Annotated in this window: 14 protein-coding genes; 8 read left to right on the top strand and 6 right to left on the bottom strand. The window is 63.7% G+C overall.

The window, feature by feature from the left end; genetic code table 11:
• The first annotated feature begins 10 nt into the window (after positions 1 to 10).
• The gene (locus ASG79_RS05285; protein WP_026265822.1) at positions 11 to 775 is read left to right on the top strand and encodes a response regulator transcription factor; all 765 of its coding nucleotides are present in this window, start codon (positions 11 to 13) and stop codon (positions 773 to 775) included.
• Here ASG79_RS05285 and ASG79_RS05280 read toward each other — a convergent pair.
• Positions 748 to 1,158: an Hpt domain-containing protein gene (locus ASG79_RS05280; protein WP_018769614.1), complete on the bottom strand. Its 411-nt coding sequence runs from the start codon at positions 1,156 to 1,158 to the stop codon at positions 748 to 750. The two genes, ASG79_RS05285 and ASG79_RS05280, sit on opposite strands and share 28 nt — an antisense overlap.
• A gap of 285 nt (positions 1,159 to 1,443) precedes the next feature.
• Here ASG79_RS05280 and ASG79_RS05275 point away from each other — a divergent pair, with 285 nt between their 5' ends.
• Positions 1,444 to 2,628, top strand: a complete 1,185-nt coding sequence (locus ASG79_RS05275) for a glycosyl hydrolase (protein ID WP_377204812.1) — start codon at positions 1,444 to 1,446, stop codon at positions 2,626 to 2,628.
• A gap of 129 nt (positions 2,629 to 2,757) precedes the next feature.
• Here ASG79_RS05275 and ASG79_RS05270 read toward each other — a convergent pair whose 3' ends face one another.
• Positions 2,758 to 3,201 (bottom strand): very short patch repair endonuclease, encoded by a 444-nt coding sequence (locus tag ASG79_RS05270; protein WP_056389047.1) that lies wholly within the window; start codon positions 3,199 to 3,201, stop codon positions 2,758 to 2,760.
• A 19-nt stretch (positions 3,202 to 3,220) separates the two neighbouring features.
• Positions 3,221 to 3,655, bottom strand: coding sequence for a pyridoxamine 5'-phosphate oxidase family protein (locus tag ASG79_RS05265; protein WP_056389044.1), 435 nt, complete (start codon positions 3,653 to 3,655; stop codon positions 3,221 to 3,223).
• Between the two features lie 184 nt (positions 3,656 to 3,839).
• Between ASG79_RS05265 and ASG79_RS05260 the strand changes: the two genes are divergently transcribed.
• The 4 genes from ASG79_RS05260 to ASG79_RS05250 all read left to right on the top strand — a co-directional run bounded on the left by ASG79_RS05260 (position 3,840) and on the right by ASG79_RS05250 (position 8,560).
• On the top strand, positions 3,840 to 5,567 hold the full coding sequence (locus ASG79_RS05260) for a purine-cytosine permease family protein (RefSeq protein ID WP_056389043.1): 1,728 nt from the start codon (positions 3,840 to 3,842) through the stop codon (positions 5,565 to 5,567).
• A gap of 210 nt (positions 5,568 to 5,777) precedes the next feature.
• Positions 5,778 to 6,440: a DUF6318 family protein gene (locus ASG79_RS24455; protein ID WP_377204813.1), complete on the top strand. Its 663-nt coding sequence runs from the start codon at positions 5,778 to 5,780 to the stop codon at positions 6,438 to 6,440.
• Positions 6,441 to 6,457: 17 nt separating this feature from the next.
• The gene (locus ASG79_RS05255) at positions 6,458 to 7,369 is read left to right on the top strand and encodes a hypothetical protein (protein WP_235509743.1); all 912 of its coding nucleotides are present in this window, start codon (positions 6,458 to 6,460) and stop codon (positions 7,367 to 7,369) included.
• Between the two features lie 120 nt (positions 7,370 to 7,489).
• A complete protein-coding gene (locus ASG79_RS05250; RefSeq protein ID WP_056389040.1) occupies positions 7,490 to 8,560 on the top strand; it encodes an alkene reductase in 1,071 nt (356 codons plus the stop codon).
• A 233-nt stretch (positions 8,561 to 8,793) separates the two neighbouring features.
• Here the strand turns inward: ASG79_RS05250 and ASG79_RS05245 are convergent, their stop codons facing one another.
• Positions 8,794 to 9,111: a hypothetical protein gene (locus tag ASG79_RS05245; protein ID WP_018769621.1), complete on the bottom strand. Its 318-nt coding sequence runs from the start codon at positions 9,109 to 9,111 to the stop codon at positions 8,794 to 8,796.
• Positions 9,112 to 9,248: 137 nt separating this feature from the next.
• Between ASG79_RS05245 and ASG79_RS05240 the strand changes: the two genes are divergently transcribed.
• Positions 9,249 to 11,702, top strand: coding sequence for a Tex family protein (locus ASG79_RS05240; RefSeq protein ID WP_056389038.1), 2,454 nt, complete (start codon positions 9,249 to 9,251; stop codon positions 11,700 to 11,702).
• Positions 11,703 to 11,748: 46 nt separating this feature from the next.
• Positions 11,749 to 12,069 carry a hypothetical protein gene (locus ASG79_RS05235; protein WP_018769623.1) on the top strand — a complete coding sequence of 107 codons (321 nt, stop codon included), beginning with the start codon at positions 11,749 to 11,751 and terminating at the stop codon, positions 12,067 to 12,069.
• Positions 12,070 to 12,096: 27 nt separating this feature from the next.
• Here the strand turns inward: ASG79_RS05235 and ASG79_RS05230 are convergent, their stop codons facing one another.
• Both ASG79_RS05230 and ASG79_RS05225 read right to left on the bottom strand, forming a co-directional pair.
• Positions 12,097 to 12,915 carry a YqjF family protein gene (locus ASG79_RS05230; protein WP_056389034.1) on the bottom strand — a complete coding sequence of 273 codons (819 nt, stop codon included), beginning with the start codon at positions 12,913 to 12,915 and terminating at the stop codon, positions 12,097 to 12,099.
• 232 nt (positions 12,916 to 13,147) lie between these two features.
• Positions 13,148 to 13,424, bottom strand: a 277-nt coding sequence (locus ASG79_RS05225) for an HNH endonuclease signature motif containing protein (RefSeq protein WP_056389031.1), incomplete at its 5' end; no start/stop codon positions are given.

Here is a 13,424-nt window from a genome sequence, read left to right as displayed (position 1 = left end):
AGGGGGCTCTATGAGTGAGGCACGTGTGGGTCTGGTCATCGAGGATGACCACGACATTCGGGAACTGGTTCGCACTGTGCTGACCCAGGCTGGATTCGACGTCTCGGTCGCCAGCGGCGGCGCGGAGGGCGTCCTGATGGCAAAGAGCCTGAATCCTGACGTCATCACCCTGGACCTGGGGTTGCCGGACATCGACGGATTCGAGGTGTCGCGGCAGATCCGCGAGTTTTCGGATGCCTACATCGTGATGCTCACGGCCCGCACCGAGGAACTGGACACCCTGATCGGGCTCGAATCGGGTGCGGACGACTACCTCACCAAACCGTTCCGGCCGCGCGAATTGCGCGCCCGCGTCGCGGCCATGATGCGGCGGCCACGCTCCGTTCCCGACCCCGGCGAGGTAACGGTGGATGCTTCCCAAGACGGAACTGCCCACCCCGAGCGTGGAAACTTCAGCCACAACGGGCTGGAGCTTAGCTACGCGTCCCGCACGGTGGCCGTCGACGGCAAAGAGATGAACCTGACCCGCACGGAGTTCGAACTCCTGTACGCGCTCCTGGAAGCCGGCCGGACGGTCCGGACCAAGTCCGACCTGGTGCGCAGGCTTCGGGATGAGGATTACGACGTCGGCAGTTACATCAGCGAGGCCGACGAACGTTCCGTCGAGGTCCACATGGGAAACCTGCGCAAAAAGCTGGGCGACTCGCCGCAGCAGCCGCGGTGGCTGCAAACAGTCCGCGGAGTGGGTTATCGCTTGGCGCCCGGGCAGCACTGAGCCTGCAGCCGGTGCGTGGTTTGCCTGCTGCACTGGGTGATGGGCCGCAGGTACGCGGCTGCCAGCCTGGGCAATGCCACCGTCATGTCAGCGTGTCGCGCCTCGGCCCGGATCTCGTTCTCCAGTTCCAGGGCAAGCCCCGCCAGCCGCTCGGCTCCAACCATCTGGCTTGAGGTCTTCAAGCTGAGGACGGCATCCATCGATCCGTCGAGGTCTCCGGTGGTCAGGGCAAGCCGCAAACGGGCCAGCCGTTGTGGCAGGTACTCGATGAAGTTCCCCACGAAGACCCTGCTGTAGCCTTCTTCCTCCTCAAGCTCTTCCCGCAGCCGGTCCAGGACGGACTGGTCTACCAGCGGCCTGGGCGCATCATCTGAAGTGCTCATGACACTCCTTTCTGCTGGAATTGCTGACTCGGAAAACAGGGTGGTAATGCGGAGGTGCTTCGTCTTTTTTCAGGTTAGGACCGTTCCCTTGACCTTGCAGAAGACTCGGCAAGAATTGTGGTTTTCTTGATGGGAGTGCGGTTTGCTGCCCATAGGATCAAGGCCAGTGCTTTCCGCATTGACGTCAACAGCGGCCCAAAGCCGCCTTCAATCTGGGGATAGATTGCCGTGTTCCGAACGCTCAGGACCTTATTTGCCGCGCTCTTAATCGTGGCTGGTTTGGCCGTGTCCATAATCCAGCCGGCCAGCGCAGCCACTTCACCTCAAGTTACGCTCAACCCGGCTTCCGGTCCGGCCGGTTCCGCGGTGACCGTTACCGGAACAGGGTTCAAGGTCTCCACTACCGGGACGGTGATTGTGGGTTCCACGACCTTCGCGTTCCAGACCACATCGACGGGTGCTTTCAGTACGGGGATCACCATTCCAGCGGCGTCAACCGGAAACCTCACCATCACTGCCAAGACCTCGTCCATCAAGGCTTCCGCGATTTTCGTGGTTCAGGCTGCCCCGGCTCCAGCACCAGCGCCCGCCCCGCAGCCGCCCACAGTCAGCACGGCTCCCTTGCGCTTCGGAGTGGCAACCGCCGGGGGAGCGCTGGCCGGCACCGAGCTTGACGAGGTGGCCACCCTGGCCGGGGAAAGTCCCTCGATGGTCATGATCTACAAGGATTTCCTGCAGTCTCCGCCAATCACCGAGATGGATGCGGTGCGCTCGCGGGGTGCCACGCCCCTGGTGACCTGGGAGCCGTGGGCTTGGGGCGGCGGGGTGGAACAGCCGGCCTATTCGCTTGACCGGGTGGCTGCCGGTGACTTCGACGCAAATATCACCCAGTGGGGCCAGTCGCTGGCGGCCTGGGGCAAGCCGGTCATGCTGCGCTTTGCGCACGAGATGAACGGCAACTGGTATCCGTGGGCCGAGGGCGTCAACGGCAACCAGCCCGGAGACTATGTGGCCGCTTGGCGTCATGTGCACGACGTTGTCGCCGCGACGGGTGCCGCCAATGTCCAGTGGGTTTGGTCCCCGAACGTGCCCTACTGGGGCTCGACCGACCTGGCCGGCCTGTACCCGGGGGCAGGTTACGTGGACATCGTGGCGCTGGACGGCTACAACTGGGGCACGTCCCAAACCTGGAGCAGCTGGGTTTCCCCGGTGGATCTTCTTGGCCCCGGCATCTCCCAGCTCCGCACCCTGGCACCCGGAAAACCCGTCCTGATCGCGGAGACAGCGTCCAGTGAGTTGGGTGGTTCCAAAGCCGCCTGGAACACGGACCTGGTGTCTTATCTGGCCGCGCAGCCGGACGTGATGGGCTTCGTCTGGTTCCATCTGCAGAAGGAAACGGACTGGCGCATCAACAGCAGTGACTCGTCGGCATCCGCCTTCAAGTCCGCCCTGTTGGCCCGGAGAAGCTAGGGGATAGGGGATAGCCGCTCCGAAACTGCCAGTGGCGTGCTGCCTGATCGCGGCAACCCGTTCATCCTGCCTCGCCAGGATCAAGGACAGTGCCGGCAGCGGCTAAAGATTTCCTCAAGAATTCCTGCGTCAGCCGCCGGCGTCCAGGAAGTTCACCAACTGGGTTTCGAGGGCTGAACGGTCCTTCAGCTCGCACTCCCAGACTGTCAGCACTTCCCAGCCGGCGTCTTCCAACTGCCGGCGCTGACCTTCGTCGCGCTCTCGCGTCCGGGCGCGTTTGGCGGCCCAGAACTCGGCGTTGGCTTTCGGAGCGTGCAGGCCCACCCTGCAGTCATGGAAATGCCAGAAGCAGCCGTTGACGAAGATCACCTTGTGCCGGGCGGCGAAGACGAGATCCGGATTTCCCGGCAGTTTGGTGCCGCCGGACCTGCCGTGCAGGCGGTACCGATAGCCCTTGGCGTGCAGCAACCTGCGGACCAGAAGCTCGGGTTTGGTGTTCTTGCCGCGGATCCGGGACATGTTCCAGCTGCGCTGCTCGGGGGTGAGCTTGTCTGCAGTGGACCTGTCCGCCATCCTTCCAGTCTAGGAGCGGTTAGATCTCCCGTTCCGGCTGTTCGCCGAACACGAAGTGCCGGCCACTGACGGACTTCGGTTCGATCTCCACGTAGAAGTCCTTGAGTGTTGGAACCCAGGTCTTCAGGCCAAGCTCCTCAATGGCTGCGAGCTCATCCGAATTGCTGAGCACACGCGCTGTGCCCCTCAGGACAACCGACCAGGCCTCCTGCGAGAGGATGCCGTCGGTCTCGAACAGCACCTGGGCGTTGATGGTCAGTTGCGCGAGTTTGTTTCCCGGCGCCGTGCGCAGGTAGACCTTCCGGTTTGAGGTCACGTAATTCACCGGGAAAATGTCCGGTTCCCCCGCAACAGAAACCACCAGCCGCCCGTGCTGCGTTGCCGCCAGCAGGCGCCAGGACTGCTCGTTATCGAGTTCCAGGACGGGATTGCCGTCCGCGTGTTCAAACATCATGCGGCCATTGTTCTACCCGCAGTAGAAATGCGCCAGAGGCTTTGTACCCATCTCCGCCTGTTTGTGACAGGTCCGTCAAGGCTTAACACTTCCGAAACAGGCTTGTGACCGGACTGTCTTTCCTGCTGGATAGCGTCGCACCCAGGGCCGTGATGGCTAAACGCAAACGAAAGCGACGCACCCAATGGGCAACGACTCAGATACAACGCAATTACTGGAACCGGCGGCGCCATCCGGTGCCGCCGTCGTCGGACATTCCCCGGCAACCCCGACGGCAGGCAACACCGCGGCGCTGAACGCCACCAAGGAAAGCCTGGAGGACTACACGCTGCGGTTCGCGCCGCGCTCCTACCGCAAGTGGAGTGCCGGGGTGGTGGCAACGAGCGCGCTGGGCGGCATCGCCTACCTGGCGGACTTCTCGATCGGCGCGAACATCGGGATCTCGTACGGCACTGTCAACGCGATCCTGGGGATCCTGGTGGCAGCCGTCGTCATCTTCGCCACCGGATTCCCCTTGGCCTACTACGCGGCCCGGTACAACATCGACCTGGACCTGATCACCCGCGGTTCCGGCTTTGGCTACTACGGATCGGTGGTCACGAACGTTATTTTCGCGACCTTCACCTTCATCTTCTTTGCGCTGGAGGGCTCCATCATGGCGCAGGGCCTGGAGCTCGGGCTCGGCGTCCCGCAGTGGCTGGGGTATGCCGCCTCCACCGTGATCATCATCCCGCTGGTGATTTATGGGATGAACACCCTGGCCAAACTTCAGGTGTGGACCACTCCGCTGTGGCTGCTGCTGATGGTGGTTCCCGTGGGCTACCTGCTGATGTCCCATCCGGAGAGCATCGACAGCTTCTTCGCGTACACGGGTGCGTCCGGCGATGGCGGACCGAACCTGGCATCCGTGATGCTCGCAGCCGGAGTGTGCCTGTCCCTGATGGCGCAGATCGCCGAGCAGATCGACTACCTCCGGTTCATGCCGCCGCGTACTGAGGCCAACAAGGGAGCCTGGTGGCGTGCGGTGATCCTTGCCGGGCCGGGCTGGGTGATCTTTGGGGCGATCAAGCAGATTGTGGGACTGTTTATCGCCATCTACCTGATCGCCACACTGGACCCCGCCGCCTCTGCCACGGCCAATGAGCCCGTGCACCAGTTCCTGGGCGTCTACCAGGAGATGATGCCGGCCTGGCTGGCCATGACGCTGGCCGTGGTGCTGGTGGTCATCTCGCAGATCAAGATCAACGTCACCAACGCATATTCGGGCTCCCTGGCGTGGACCAACTCGTTCACGCGCATCACTAAGACGTACCCGGGCCGGATGGTGTTCGTCGTGGTGAACCTGCTGATTGCGCTGGTTCTGATGGAAGCGAACATGTTCGATTTCCTCAATACCATCCTCGGTTTCTACGCCAACTGCGCCATGGCCTGGGTGGTCACGGTGGCGTCCGATATCGCCATCAACAAGTACCTGCTGAAGATCTCGCCGAAGGTGCCGGAGTTCCGCCGCGGCATGCTGTACGCCGTGAACCCGGTCGGATTCGTGTCCATGCTGGTGTCCGCAGGAATTTCCATTGCCGTGTTCTTTGGTGCGTTCGGTGCCGCAATCCAGCCGTACTCGCCCATTTTCGCGGTTGGCCTGGCGCTGGTCCTGCCGCCGGTTCTCGCTGTGCTGACCCGCGGCAGGTTTTATCTTCGCCGCACCGAAGACGGCATTGATCTGCCCATGTTCGACGCCGAGGGGAACCCGAGCGACGCCAAGCTCCTGTGCCACGTGACGGGATTGGAATTCGAGCGGCCGGACATGGTGCGTTCCGCGCAGGACGCTCCCGACGGCGGTATCCAGTACGTTTCTTCGCTCGCCTTGTCGACGGACAAGACAGGGGAGTTGGTGCTCCCGGCCGGAAAATAGGCGCTTTAGTTCTGGCGGTCATTACAAAAAGGAAGCCGGTGCACGTGGTGTGCCGGCTTCCTTTATGACTTCTTCTGTCGCATTCCGGATGGTAGAAACGGAACCGGGTCCGCCTGTGGATAAGTTCGGTCGCCGAATTGTGACGTGGGCTACCCTTAACTCACTGTCCGGAGCAAGCCGTCTTGAAATTTACTGGGGGTACAGCGGCCCATGACATCACAGAACTTCTTTACGTCCCGCGCTGTGCGGTCCGGGGCAGCAGCCCTTGTTATTGGTCTTTCACTGGCTCTGTCCGGCTGCAATTCCGGGGGCTCTCCGGGGCCGGGCGGCACTTCGTCGCCCGTGGCGGCCGAGACGCCCACAGCCAGCACCACGCCGACTCCCACCCCCACACCCAGCGCCGTCTATAAGCCAGCCGACGCGTCCGGGCCTGCCCAAAACGTTCCCGTCCCCGTGCTGCCGGAAGTAGCCAAGACAGAAACGAGGGAAGGACTAGAGGCGTTTACACGATACTGGTTTGAGCTCCTGAACTTCGCGTACCAGACGGGCGATATTTCGTCTGTACAGGCTGTAACTTCGCCGAATTGCGAATTTTGCTCGAACATTACCAGTTCCCTGACAACAAATTATCAGGGGGACCGATGGCTGGCTGGGGGTAAGATCACCATTCCTGCCGCAACCACCACTTTCGAGCGTTCAGGAGACGGCAACTACCAGGTAATCCTCCAAGTGCTCCAGGACACCATTACCTACTATGAGGGCGGAGGGGCAGAATTCAGAGCTGCGACAAAGCCCTCGAATACGGGCAACGTATTGCTCGTTGGCTTTGAAGATTCTGCCTGGCGTGTCAACGGGCTTCACCCGCTTCGATGATGAGGAGCCACCACCTAGTGAAGGGCCCTGTACGGGTCGCTTTAGTCCTAGTCCTGGCGCTCATCGGCCTGCAACCGGCCGTCGCCGATAGTGGTACTGATTCCGGCTTTGTCGACAACGGCGTTGGAGTAGACACCTGGGTTGTTGATTCGGACACAGGGAAAGGATCACTCGAATCACCTAGCGTTGGAGTCTCCGACCCCAACGAGTACAAGTACGAGCTCCAATGCCACCTCGGCGGAGGAGACTTTGACACCCCTTGCCTTGCCCGCCAGCTCGACTGCAAGGACCGGGAGGACGGTGCCAAGGGCATTCCGGTCGTGTGGCTGTCGCGGCCGCGGGGCGTACCCGGCGCGGTTTGGGCGCATCACTCAGGACCCACCTGCCTTTACGATCCGAAGCCCGAGGACCTCCTGCCCCGGATCGCCGCCGATATCCAGCGCCAGTTCCAGAACCTGCCGGTCAACGCCGGGAAGGTTGTGGCGCAGCCCAGCCCCAATACCCTCCGGGGCGCGGAGACGAACTTTTACGCGGAAGCCATTGAACAGCAGTTCGACATCACCATGTTCGGCCAACAGGTACACGTGGTGGCGACACCCGTCCAATACACCTGGAACTACGGGGACGGCACGGTTTTCGGCCCCCAGCCGTCAATGGGCGGCGCCTTGCCGCAGGACAGGTGGGGCGAGAAGACCCGGACCAGCCACGCCTACGCATCCACCGGCGATTTCCAGGCGGTGCTGACAACCTCGTTCCAAGGCACCTATTCGGTGAACTCCGGTCCACCCCTTCCGATACCCGGCCAGGGCCAGTTCAGCGCGCCCCCGCAAGGGATCAGCGTCTGGCGCTCGCTCACCCGCAACTACGCCGACGACTGCAACACCAATCCCCAGGGGCAGGGCTGTCCGGGTGCCGGAGCACCACGGTAGGTTCAAAAGCAGGGCAGAACTGGCTGTGATCCCTATCGCACCCGCGAATGTCCGGAATAGTTGCACGCGCCCCACAGTTGGCAAAGGCAGTACGTCTTCAGCCTTCGAAAGGAACTGCGCATGCTGTTTTCCCCACTCAGCCTCGGCGAACTTGAACTTCCCAACCGGCTGGTGATGGCACCCCTGACCCGCCTCCGCGCCGGTCAGGAAGGCATCCCGGGCCCGCTCGTCGTCGAGCACTACCGCCAGCGCGCGTCCCTTGGCCTCATCGTCAGCGAGGGCACCTACCCCACTCCCGCAGGACAGGCCTATCCCGGCCAGCCGGGCATCGTCACCCAGGAGCAGGTTGCAGGGTGGAAAAAGGTTACGGATGCCGTCCACGCCGAAGGCGGGCGCATGTTCGCCCAGATCATGCACGGCGGCCGGGTTTCGCACCCTGACATCACCGGCGGTCTGCCCATCGTCGCCCCCAGTGCAGTAGCGATTGACGGCGACGTCCGGACGCCGGCCGGCAAGAAGCCCTACCCGGTGCCGCAGGCACTGACCACCGACGAACTCCCCGTCGTCATCCAGGAGATCGTCAACGCCTCCCTGAACGCAATTGAGGCAGGGTTCGACGGTGTGGAACTGCACTCGGCCAACGGTTACCTCCTGCACGAGTTCCTGGCGCCAAATTCCAACATCCGGACCGACAGCTACGGCGGATCACCCGAGAATCGCGCCCGTTTTGTGATCGAAACGGTCAACGCAGTGGTTGCCGCCCTCGGCGCAAACCGGGTGGGCCTGCGCATTTCCCCGGAGCACAACGTCCAGGGCATTGCCGAGACCGACGCCGCGGATGTTCGTGCTACGTACGAAGTCCTCGTGGACAGCATTGCGCCGCTCAACCTCGCCTACCTGAGCATCCTGCACCACGAACCTGCCGGCGAACTTGTCCAGGACCTTCGCGTACGCTTCGGCGGCACCTTCCTGGTGAACACAGGCTTCGGCGTGGTCACCACCCGGGAAGAAGCCGTGAGCCTGGTGGCTGAGGGCCATGCGGACGCCGTGGTGGTGGGCCGCCCCGCGATCGCCAACCCGGACCTTGCCCGCCGCTGGAAGGAAAGCCTTCCGCTGAACGAGCCCGACGCCTCCACCTTCTACGCCGAAGGCGCCACCGGTTACACGGATTACCCGGCCTACCAGGGCTGAGCGGCGGATCGGCCGAGCTGAACAAAACGACGACGGCGGCACCCATCATGGGTGCCGCCGTCGTTGGCTGTCTGGGGTGCTGGTCCCGGGCAGCAACACCGGAAGGTCATCCGACGACCTCACGGCTGAAGAATTATGTGGCCCGCCGGACTCCATCGGATGCCGGCGGTGATCAGATGCTACTCCAACGAATGGACTCTTACCAGAGCCAGTTTTGCCGCAAGGAAAAAGCGCTAGAGCACGGCTTCCCGGCCGGTCCCTTCCTTCATCACCAAGCGCCCGTCCTCGATGGACACCAGCACACTCTTGGGCCTGCCGCTGACCTTGGTGATGGCTTTCAGCCCACGGTTGGTGACCTCAACGCCCACCTGGGCACCCTTGGCCGGCAGCTCCACCGAGACCTCTGACGCGATGCCGAGAAGCGGATTCGTGGAAATCCCCACATCCCTGCGCACAGCCTTCCCGTTCACGGTCACGGTGACGTTCGCTTCGTCGAACCCGTCCTGAAACACAACCAGCAATTCCCGCATGGTGGCCTCTTCCTCGAGCATGGGTGCCAGTGATGGCTAGTCCACTACAGCACTTTGCGCGTCCCAGGGGAATACCTGCTTCTCCCTATGGCGCCTCAGCGAGTACGGCGGCGGTGGAGCCCCGCAGGCCGGTAAGGCAAGATGTTCTGGTGACCCAAATGCCAGGACCTTCCGCCGCTTCCGTCCGCCCCAGCGCATCAGGGGAGGACGAACTCTTTGCCCAGATCGCTGCTGAGCTGGGGGTCAAGGCCTGGCAAGTGAAGGCTGCAGTTGAATTGCTCGACGGCGGCTCGACAGTTCCGTTCATCGCCCGGTACCGCAAGGAAGCCACCGGGACGCTGGACGACACCCAACTCCGCGACCTCGACGAACGGCTCCGCTACCTCCGGGAGCTGGCGGACCGCCGTCGTGCCGTCCTCGACGCGATCGAAGCGCAAGGCCAGCTGACGCCGGAACTGCGCAAGGCAATCTTGGCGGCGGACACCAAGTCGCGGCTTGAGGACATCTACCTGCCGTTCAAGTCCAAGCGGCGGACGAAGGCCCAGATCGCCCGGGAAGCAGGCCTGGAGCCGCTCGCGGACACACTCTTGAAGCGGCCGGACCTGGATCCCGACCGCGAGGCCGCGAAGTACCTCAACAGCGCGCATTCCGTTGATGACGCCGCCGCCGCGCTCGCAGGTGCACGCTCCATCCTGGTGGAAAGGGTGGCCCAGGATCCCGACCTCGCAGCGAATTTGCGGGACCGGCTGTGGGTCCAGGGCCGGATGGTGTCCCGCGTCAAGAAGGGCAAAGAGGCAGAAGGCCAGAAATTTGCGGACTACTTTGAGTTCGCCCAGGCGCCGGACAGGATGCCGTCCCACCGGGTCCTCGCGCTGTTCCGCGGGGAGAAGGACGGCATCCTTGAGCTGGACCTCGCCGAAGCCGATCCATCGGACGAGGCCGCCCTCACCGCCGCCCGCGCCCGCTACGAGTCCGCCGTGGCCAGGTTCCTCGGGGTCGCCGACCGCGGCCGCCCCGCCGACGCCTGGCTGCTGCAGACCGCGCAGGTGGCATGGCGCTCGCGCGTGCTGTCCCGCCTCACCTCTGATCTCCGGGCAAGATTATTCGCGGCGGCGGAAGACGAAGCGGTCAGGGTGTTCGCAGCAAACCTCCGCGACGTCCTGCTGGCCGCCCCTGCTGGAAACCGCGCCACGCTGGGGCTGGATCCCGGACTGCGCACGGGCGTCAAGGTCGCAGTGGTGGACGGCACCGGCAAGGTGGTGGCCACAGACACGGTCTACCCGCACGCCCCGGCACGCAGGTGGGACGACGCCCTGGCCACCCTGGTGCGGTTGGCGCGGCAGCACGCCGTCGAACTCGTAGCCATCGGCAACGGCACGGCGTCCCGCGAGACGGACAAATTGGCTGCCGAACTGATCAAGCTCCTCCCGGACGTGGACCGGAAACCGCAGAAACTCGTGGTGTCCGAGGCTGGCGCGTCCGTCTACTCTGCTTCCGCGCTCGCCGCCGCGGAACTGCCGGGAATGGACGTTTCGCTCCGGGGCGCCGTTTCCATTGCCCGGCGGCTGCAGGATCCGCTGGCCGAACTCGTGAAGATCGACCCCAAATCCATCGGCGTGGGCCAGTACCAGCACGACGTGACGGCGTCGAAGCTGGACCGCAGCCTGGACGCCGTCGTGGAGGACTGCGTCAACGCCGTGGGTGTTGACGTCAACACCGCCTCGCCCGCGCTGCTGAGCCGGGTGGCCGGCGTCGGTCCTTTGCTGAGCGAAAACATTGTGGCCTACCGGAACGAGCACGGACCCTTCAACAAGCGCACCGACCTCAAGAAGGTACCGCGGCTGGGCGCGAAGGCCTTCGAACAGTGTGCCGGCTTCCTGAGGATCTCCGGAGGAGCCGAGCCGTTGGACGCGTCGAGCGTGCACCCGGAGGCATACGGCGTCGCGCGCAAGGTTTTGAAGGCCGCCGGCGCGGCCCCGGCGTCGTCCCTGGACCCACAGAAGTTCGTTGACGATACCTTCGGTCTGCCGACGGTCAGGGACATCTTGGCTGAGCTGGACAAACCGGGGCGCGACCCCCGGCCCGCCTTTGCCGCCGCCACCTTCTCGGAGGGGATCGAAAAGATCGCTGATCTGTTGCCGGGCATGATTCTCGAAGGAACCGTGACCAACGTTGCGGCGTTTGGTGCCTTCGTGGACATCGGAGTCCACCAGGACGGCCTGGTCCACGTCTCCGCCCTGGCCAACCGCTTTGTGTCCGATCCGCGCGAGGTGGTGAAGTCCGGCCAGGTGGTCAGGGTCAAGGTCCTGGAAGCTGATCCTGAGCGGAAGCGGATTTCGTTGACCCTAAAGCTCGACGACGAACCGGCCAGGGGCGGTGCAGGTTCCGGGCGGAGCGGCTCGGCGAAGCCCGGGGCAGGGAGACCGGCCGGGAACGACAACCGCCGGGGAGTGGGCGGCGGCAAGGGTGAGCGCAGTGGACGCCCGGACCGGCAACAGCCAGGGAAGCAGCCGTCAGGCAGGACCGCGGGTGGTGGCCGTCCCACTCCTGTAGCCCAGCCCGTCAACACGGCAATGGCGGAGGCGCTCAGGAAGGCCGGCCTGGGCGAGTAGTCCATCAGGGCTTTTGGCAGTGGCGGCTTTTCTGCAAGGGTGGAGTATGACCTATTTCCTGGAGTACACAGTTCCTGCCGCTCCCGGTGATGCCGAGTTCGAGTTCCCGCACGACGAGATCAACACCGGCACCACGGTTCCGCTGACCCAGACCGGCGCCGACGTGGTGCACACGCCCGAGCTCCCGGCCCGTACGGCAATTATCGGAGCTACCGTGCCCGAGGCGAAGCTCGAGGCTGAGCAGCTGATCACCCACAGCCGCGCCTCGGAGGCATCCTTGTACTTCGACCCGTCGAACTCCCTGCAGGCGGGGGTGGGCACGCTGGTGAGTACTTTCAGCGAAGGCCAGGGCTGGCAGGACGTCTAAAGGTTTGCATCAGCCGGATCGTGAGGTTTAGCCGGTGGCGCTGGCGCTGACCAGGCGTGGCCTGCCGAATCTGGTCCGGACTCCAGGCGAGTAGAGGACAGACTCGGGCGGCCCGCCCACACTGATGCCGGCAGCTTTGATGAGTCCGTCGCTGAGCTGGTGGACATTAGCTCCGAACAGTGGCCACGCTTGGTGCGTGTTCGGTATGAAGGCCGTCCTTCCGAAGAAGTGCCCATGCATGCCGAACCTGGCGGTCAGAAAGACTGACAGGGGATCGCCGGCGGCGGCGCGGAGTCTGGGAACCACCATGAAGTCGCTGCGTGCCGCCGCGCTGCCGAACCGGCGCACGGAGTAGCCCACAGGAAATTCATCAGTGATCGCGGCGGCCTCGACCTCGCTGTGGCCATGCTGGCGCCGGACGACGCTACTGCCGGGAAAAGGCGGCCTTTGCCGGATACGGGACCACACGTAGGGAATTCCCACCGCTCGCGTTGCCAGAACGACGGGCAGCCGGTTCGCATCCAGGCTCAGGAACACTACGCCGCGGGTCCCATTTGGTTCCCGCGAATACAGCCGAACGTTGACCTCGTTGAAGCTCCCCAGATAGGGAATGCCCGGCCCGCGTCCAAGTCCCGCCTGTTCCATGCGGAAACCGATCAGGCCCACCCACGAACTGCCATCGAACACGTCCGGCCGGACGCCATCGGGCATGAAAGTTGCTGCCTCTTCCTCCGCGATGCGCCAGTGGAGGAAGACTGCGTCGAGCCACCGCTGGTCGGAGAATACCGGTGCAGGAAGTTCCGGTGGCCGCGGCCACACTGCCGGGGCACCCAAGTTTCCGGTCAAGGCCCATGTGCTCCTTCGATTGGCCCGGCTGAATAGGCTCGCTGGACTGATCTAGGCAGAGAAATTCAGCAACGTTCGCACTGATGTGCCCGTCATGCTTGAAGCCTAACTGAGGCTGCCGGTCCCCGGGTGGTGTTGTCGAAGGAAGGGCCGGGCCGGGCCGGAAGAGCCTGATGGCAAGGGGGGTCCCGGCCGGGACTTCTGGGCAACCGTAGTGGCAAGGCCGTCTGGTTCATTCGTATTGGTGGGGTGGTGGTGGTGGTTTGAAGTAGTGGTTTTGTTGGGGTTTTTGGGTGGGGTCGATGTGGGGTGGGGGGATGAAGGTTGGGGTGTGGTTGGTGGTGGTGATGGTCCATTGTTCTTTGTGGATGAGGTGGTGGTGGTGGCTGCAGAGCAGGACGCCGTTGTTGGTGGTGGTGGGTCCGCCGTGTGTCCAGTAGGTGATGTGGTGTGCTTCGCACCAGGGTGCGGGGATGGTGCAGTTGGGGAAGGCGCAGCCTTGGTCGCGG

The organism is Arthrobacter sp. Soil761 (assembly GCF_001428325.1).
In the GTDB taxonomy this organism is placed as follows: Bacteria; Actinomycetota; Actinomycetes; order Actinomycetales; family Micrococcaceae; genus Arthrobacter.
Note: the sequence above shows the minus strand (reverse complement) of the source record. Positions and strands in the feature narration are given on the sequence as shown.

Excerpts from the sequence above, each read along its gene's own strand:
- ASG79_RS05270 (WP_056389047.1), bottom strand. The coding sequence starts at position 3,201 with ATGGCGGACAGGTCCACTGCAGACAAGCTCACCCCCGAGCAGCGCAGC.
- ASG79_RS05280 (WP_018769614.1), bottom strand. The coding sequence starts at position 1,158 with ATGAGCACTTCAGATGATGCGCCCAGGCCGCTGGTAGACCAGTCCGTC.
- ASG79_RS05250 (WP_056389040.1), top strand. The coding sequence starts at position 7,490 with ATGCTGTTTTCCCCACTCAGCCTCGGCGAACTTGAACTTCCCAACCGG.
- ASG79_RS24455 (WP_377204813.1), top strand. The coding sequence starts at position 5,778 with ATGACATCACAGAACTTCTTTACGTCCCGCGCTGTGCGGTCCGGGGCA.
- ASG79_RS05265 (WP_056389044.1), bottom strand. The coding sequence starts at position 3,655 with ATGATGTTTGAACACGCGGACGGCAATCCCGTCCTGGAACTCGATAAC.
- ASG79_RS05245 (WP_018769621.1), bottom strand. The coding sequence starts at position 9,111 with ATGCTCGAGGAAGAGGCCACCATGCGGGAATTGCTGGTTGTGTTTCAG.
- ASG79_RS05235 (WP_018769623.1), top strand. The coding sequence starts at position 11,749 with ATGACCTATTTCCTGGAGTACACAGTTCCTGCCGCTCCCGGTGATGCC.
- ASG79_RS05240 (WP_056389038.1), top strand. The coding sequence starts at position 9,249 with ATGCCAGGACCTTCCGCCGCTTCCGTCCGCCCCAGCGCATCAGGGGAG.
- ASG79_RS05260 (WP_056389043.1), top strand. The coding sequence starts at position 3,840 with ATGGGCAACGACTCAGATACAACGCAATTACTGGAACCGGCGGCGCCA.
- ASG79_RS05285 (WP_026265822.1), top strand. The coding sequence starts at position 11 with ATGAGTGAGGCACGTGTGGGTCTGGTCATCGAGGATGACCACGACATT.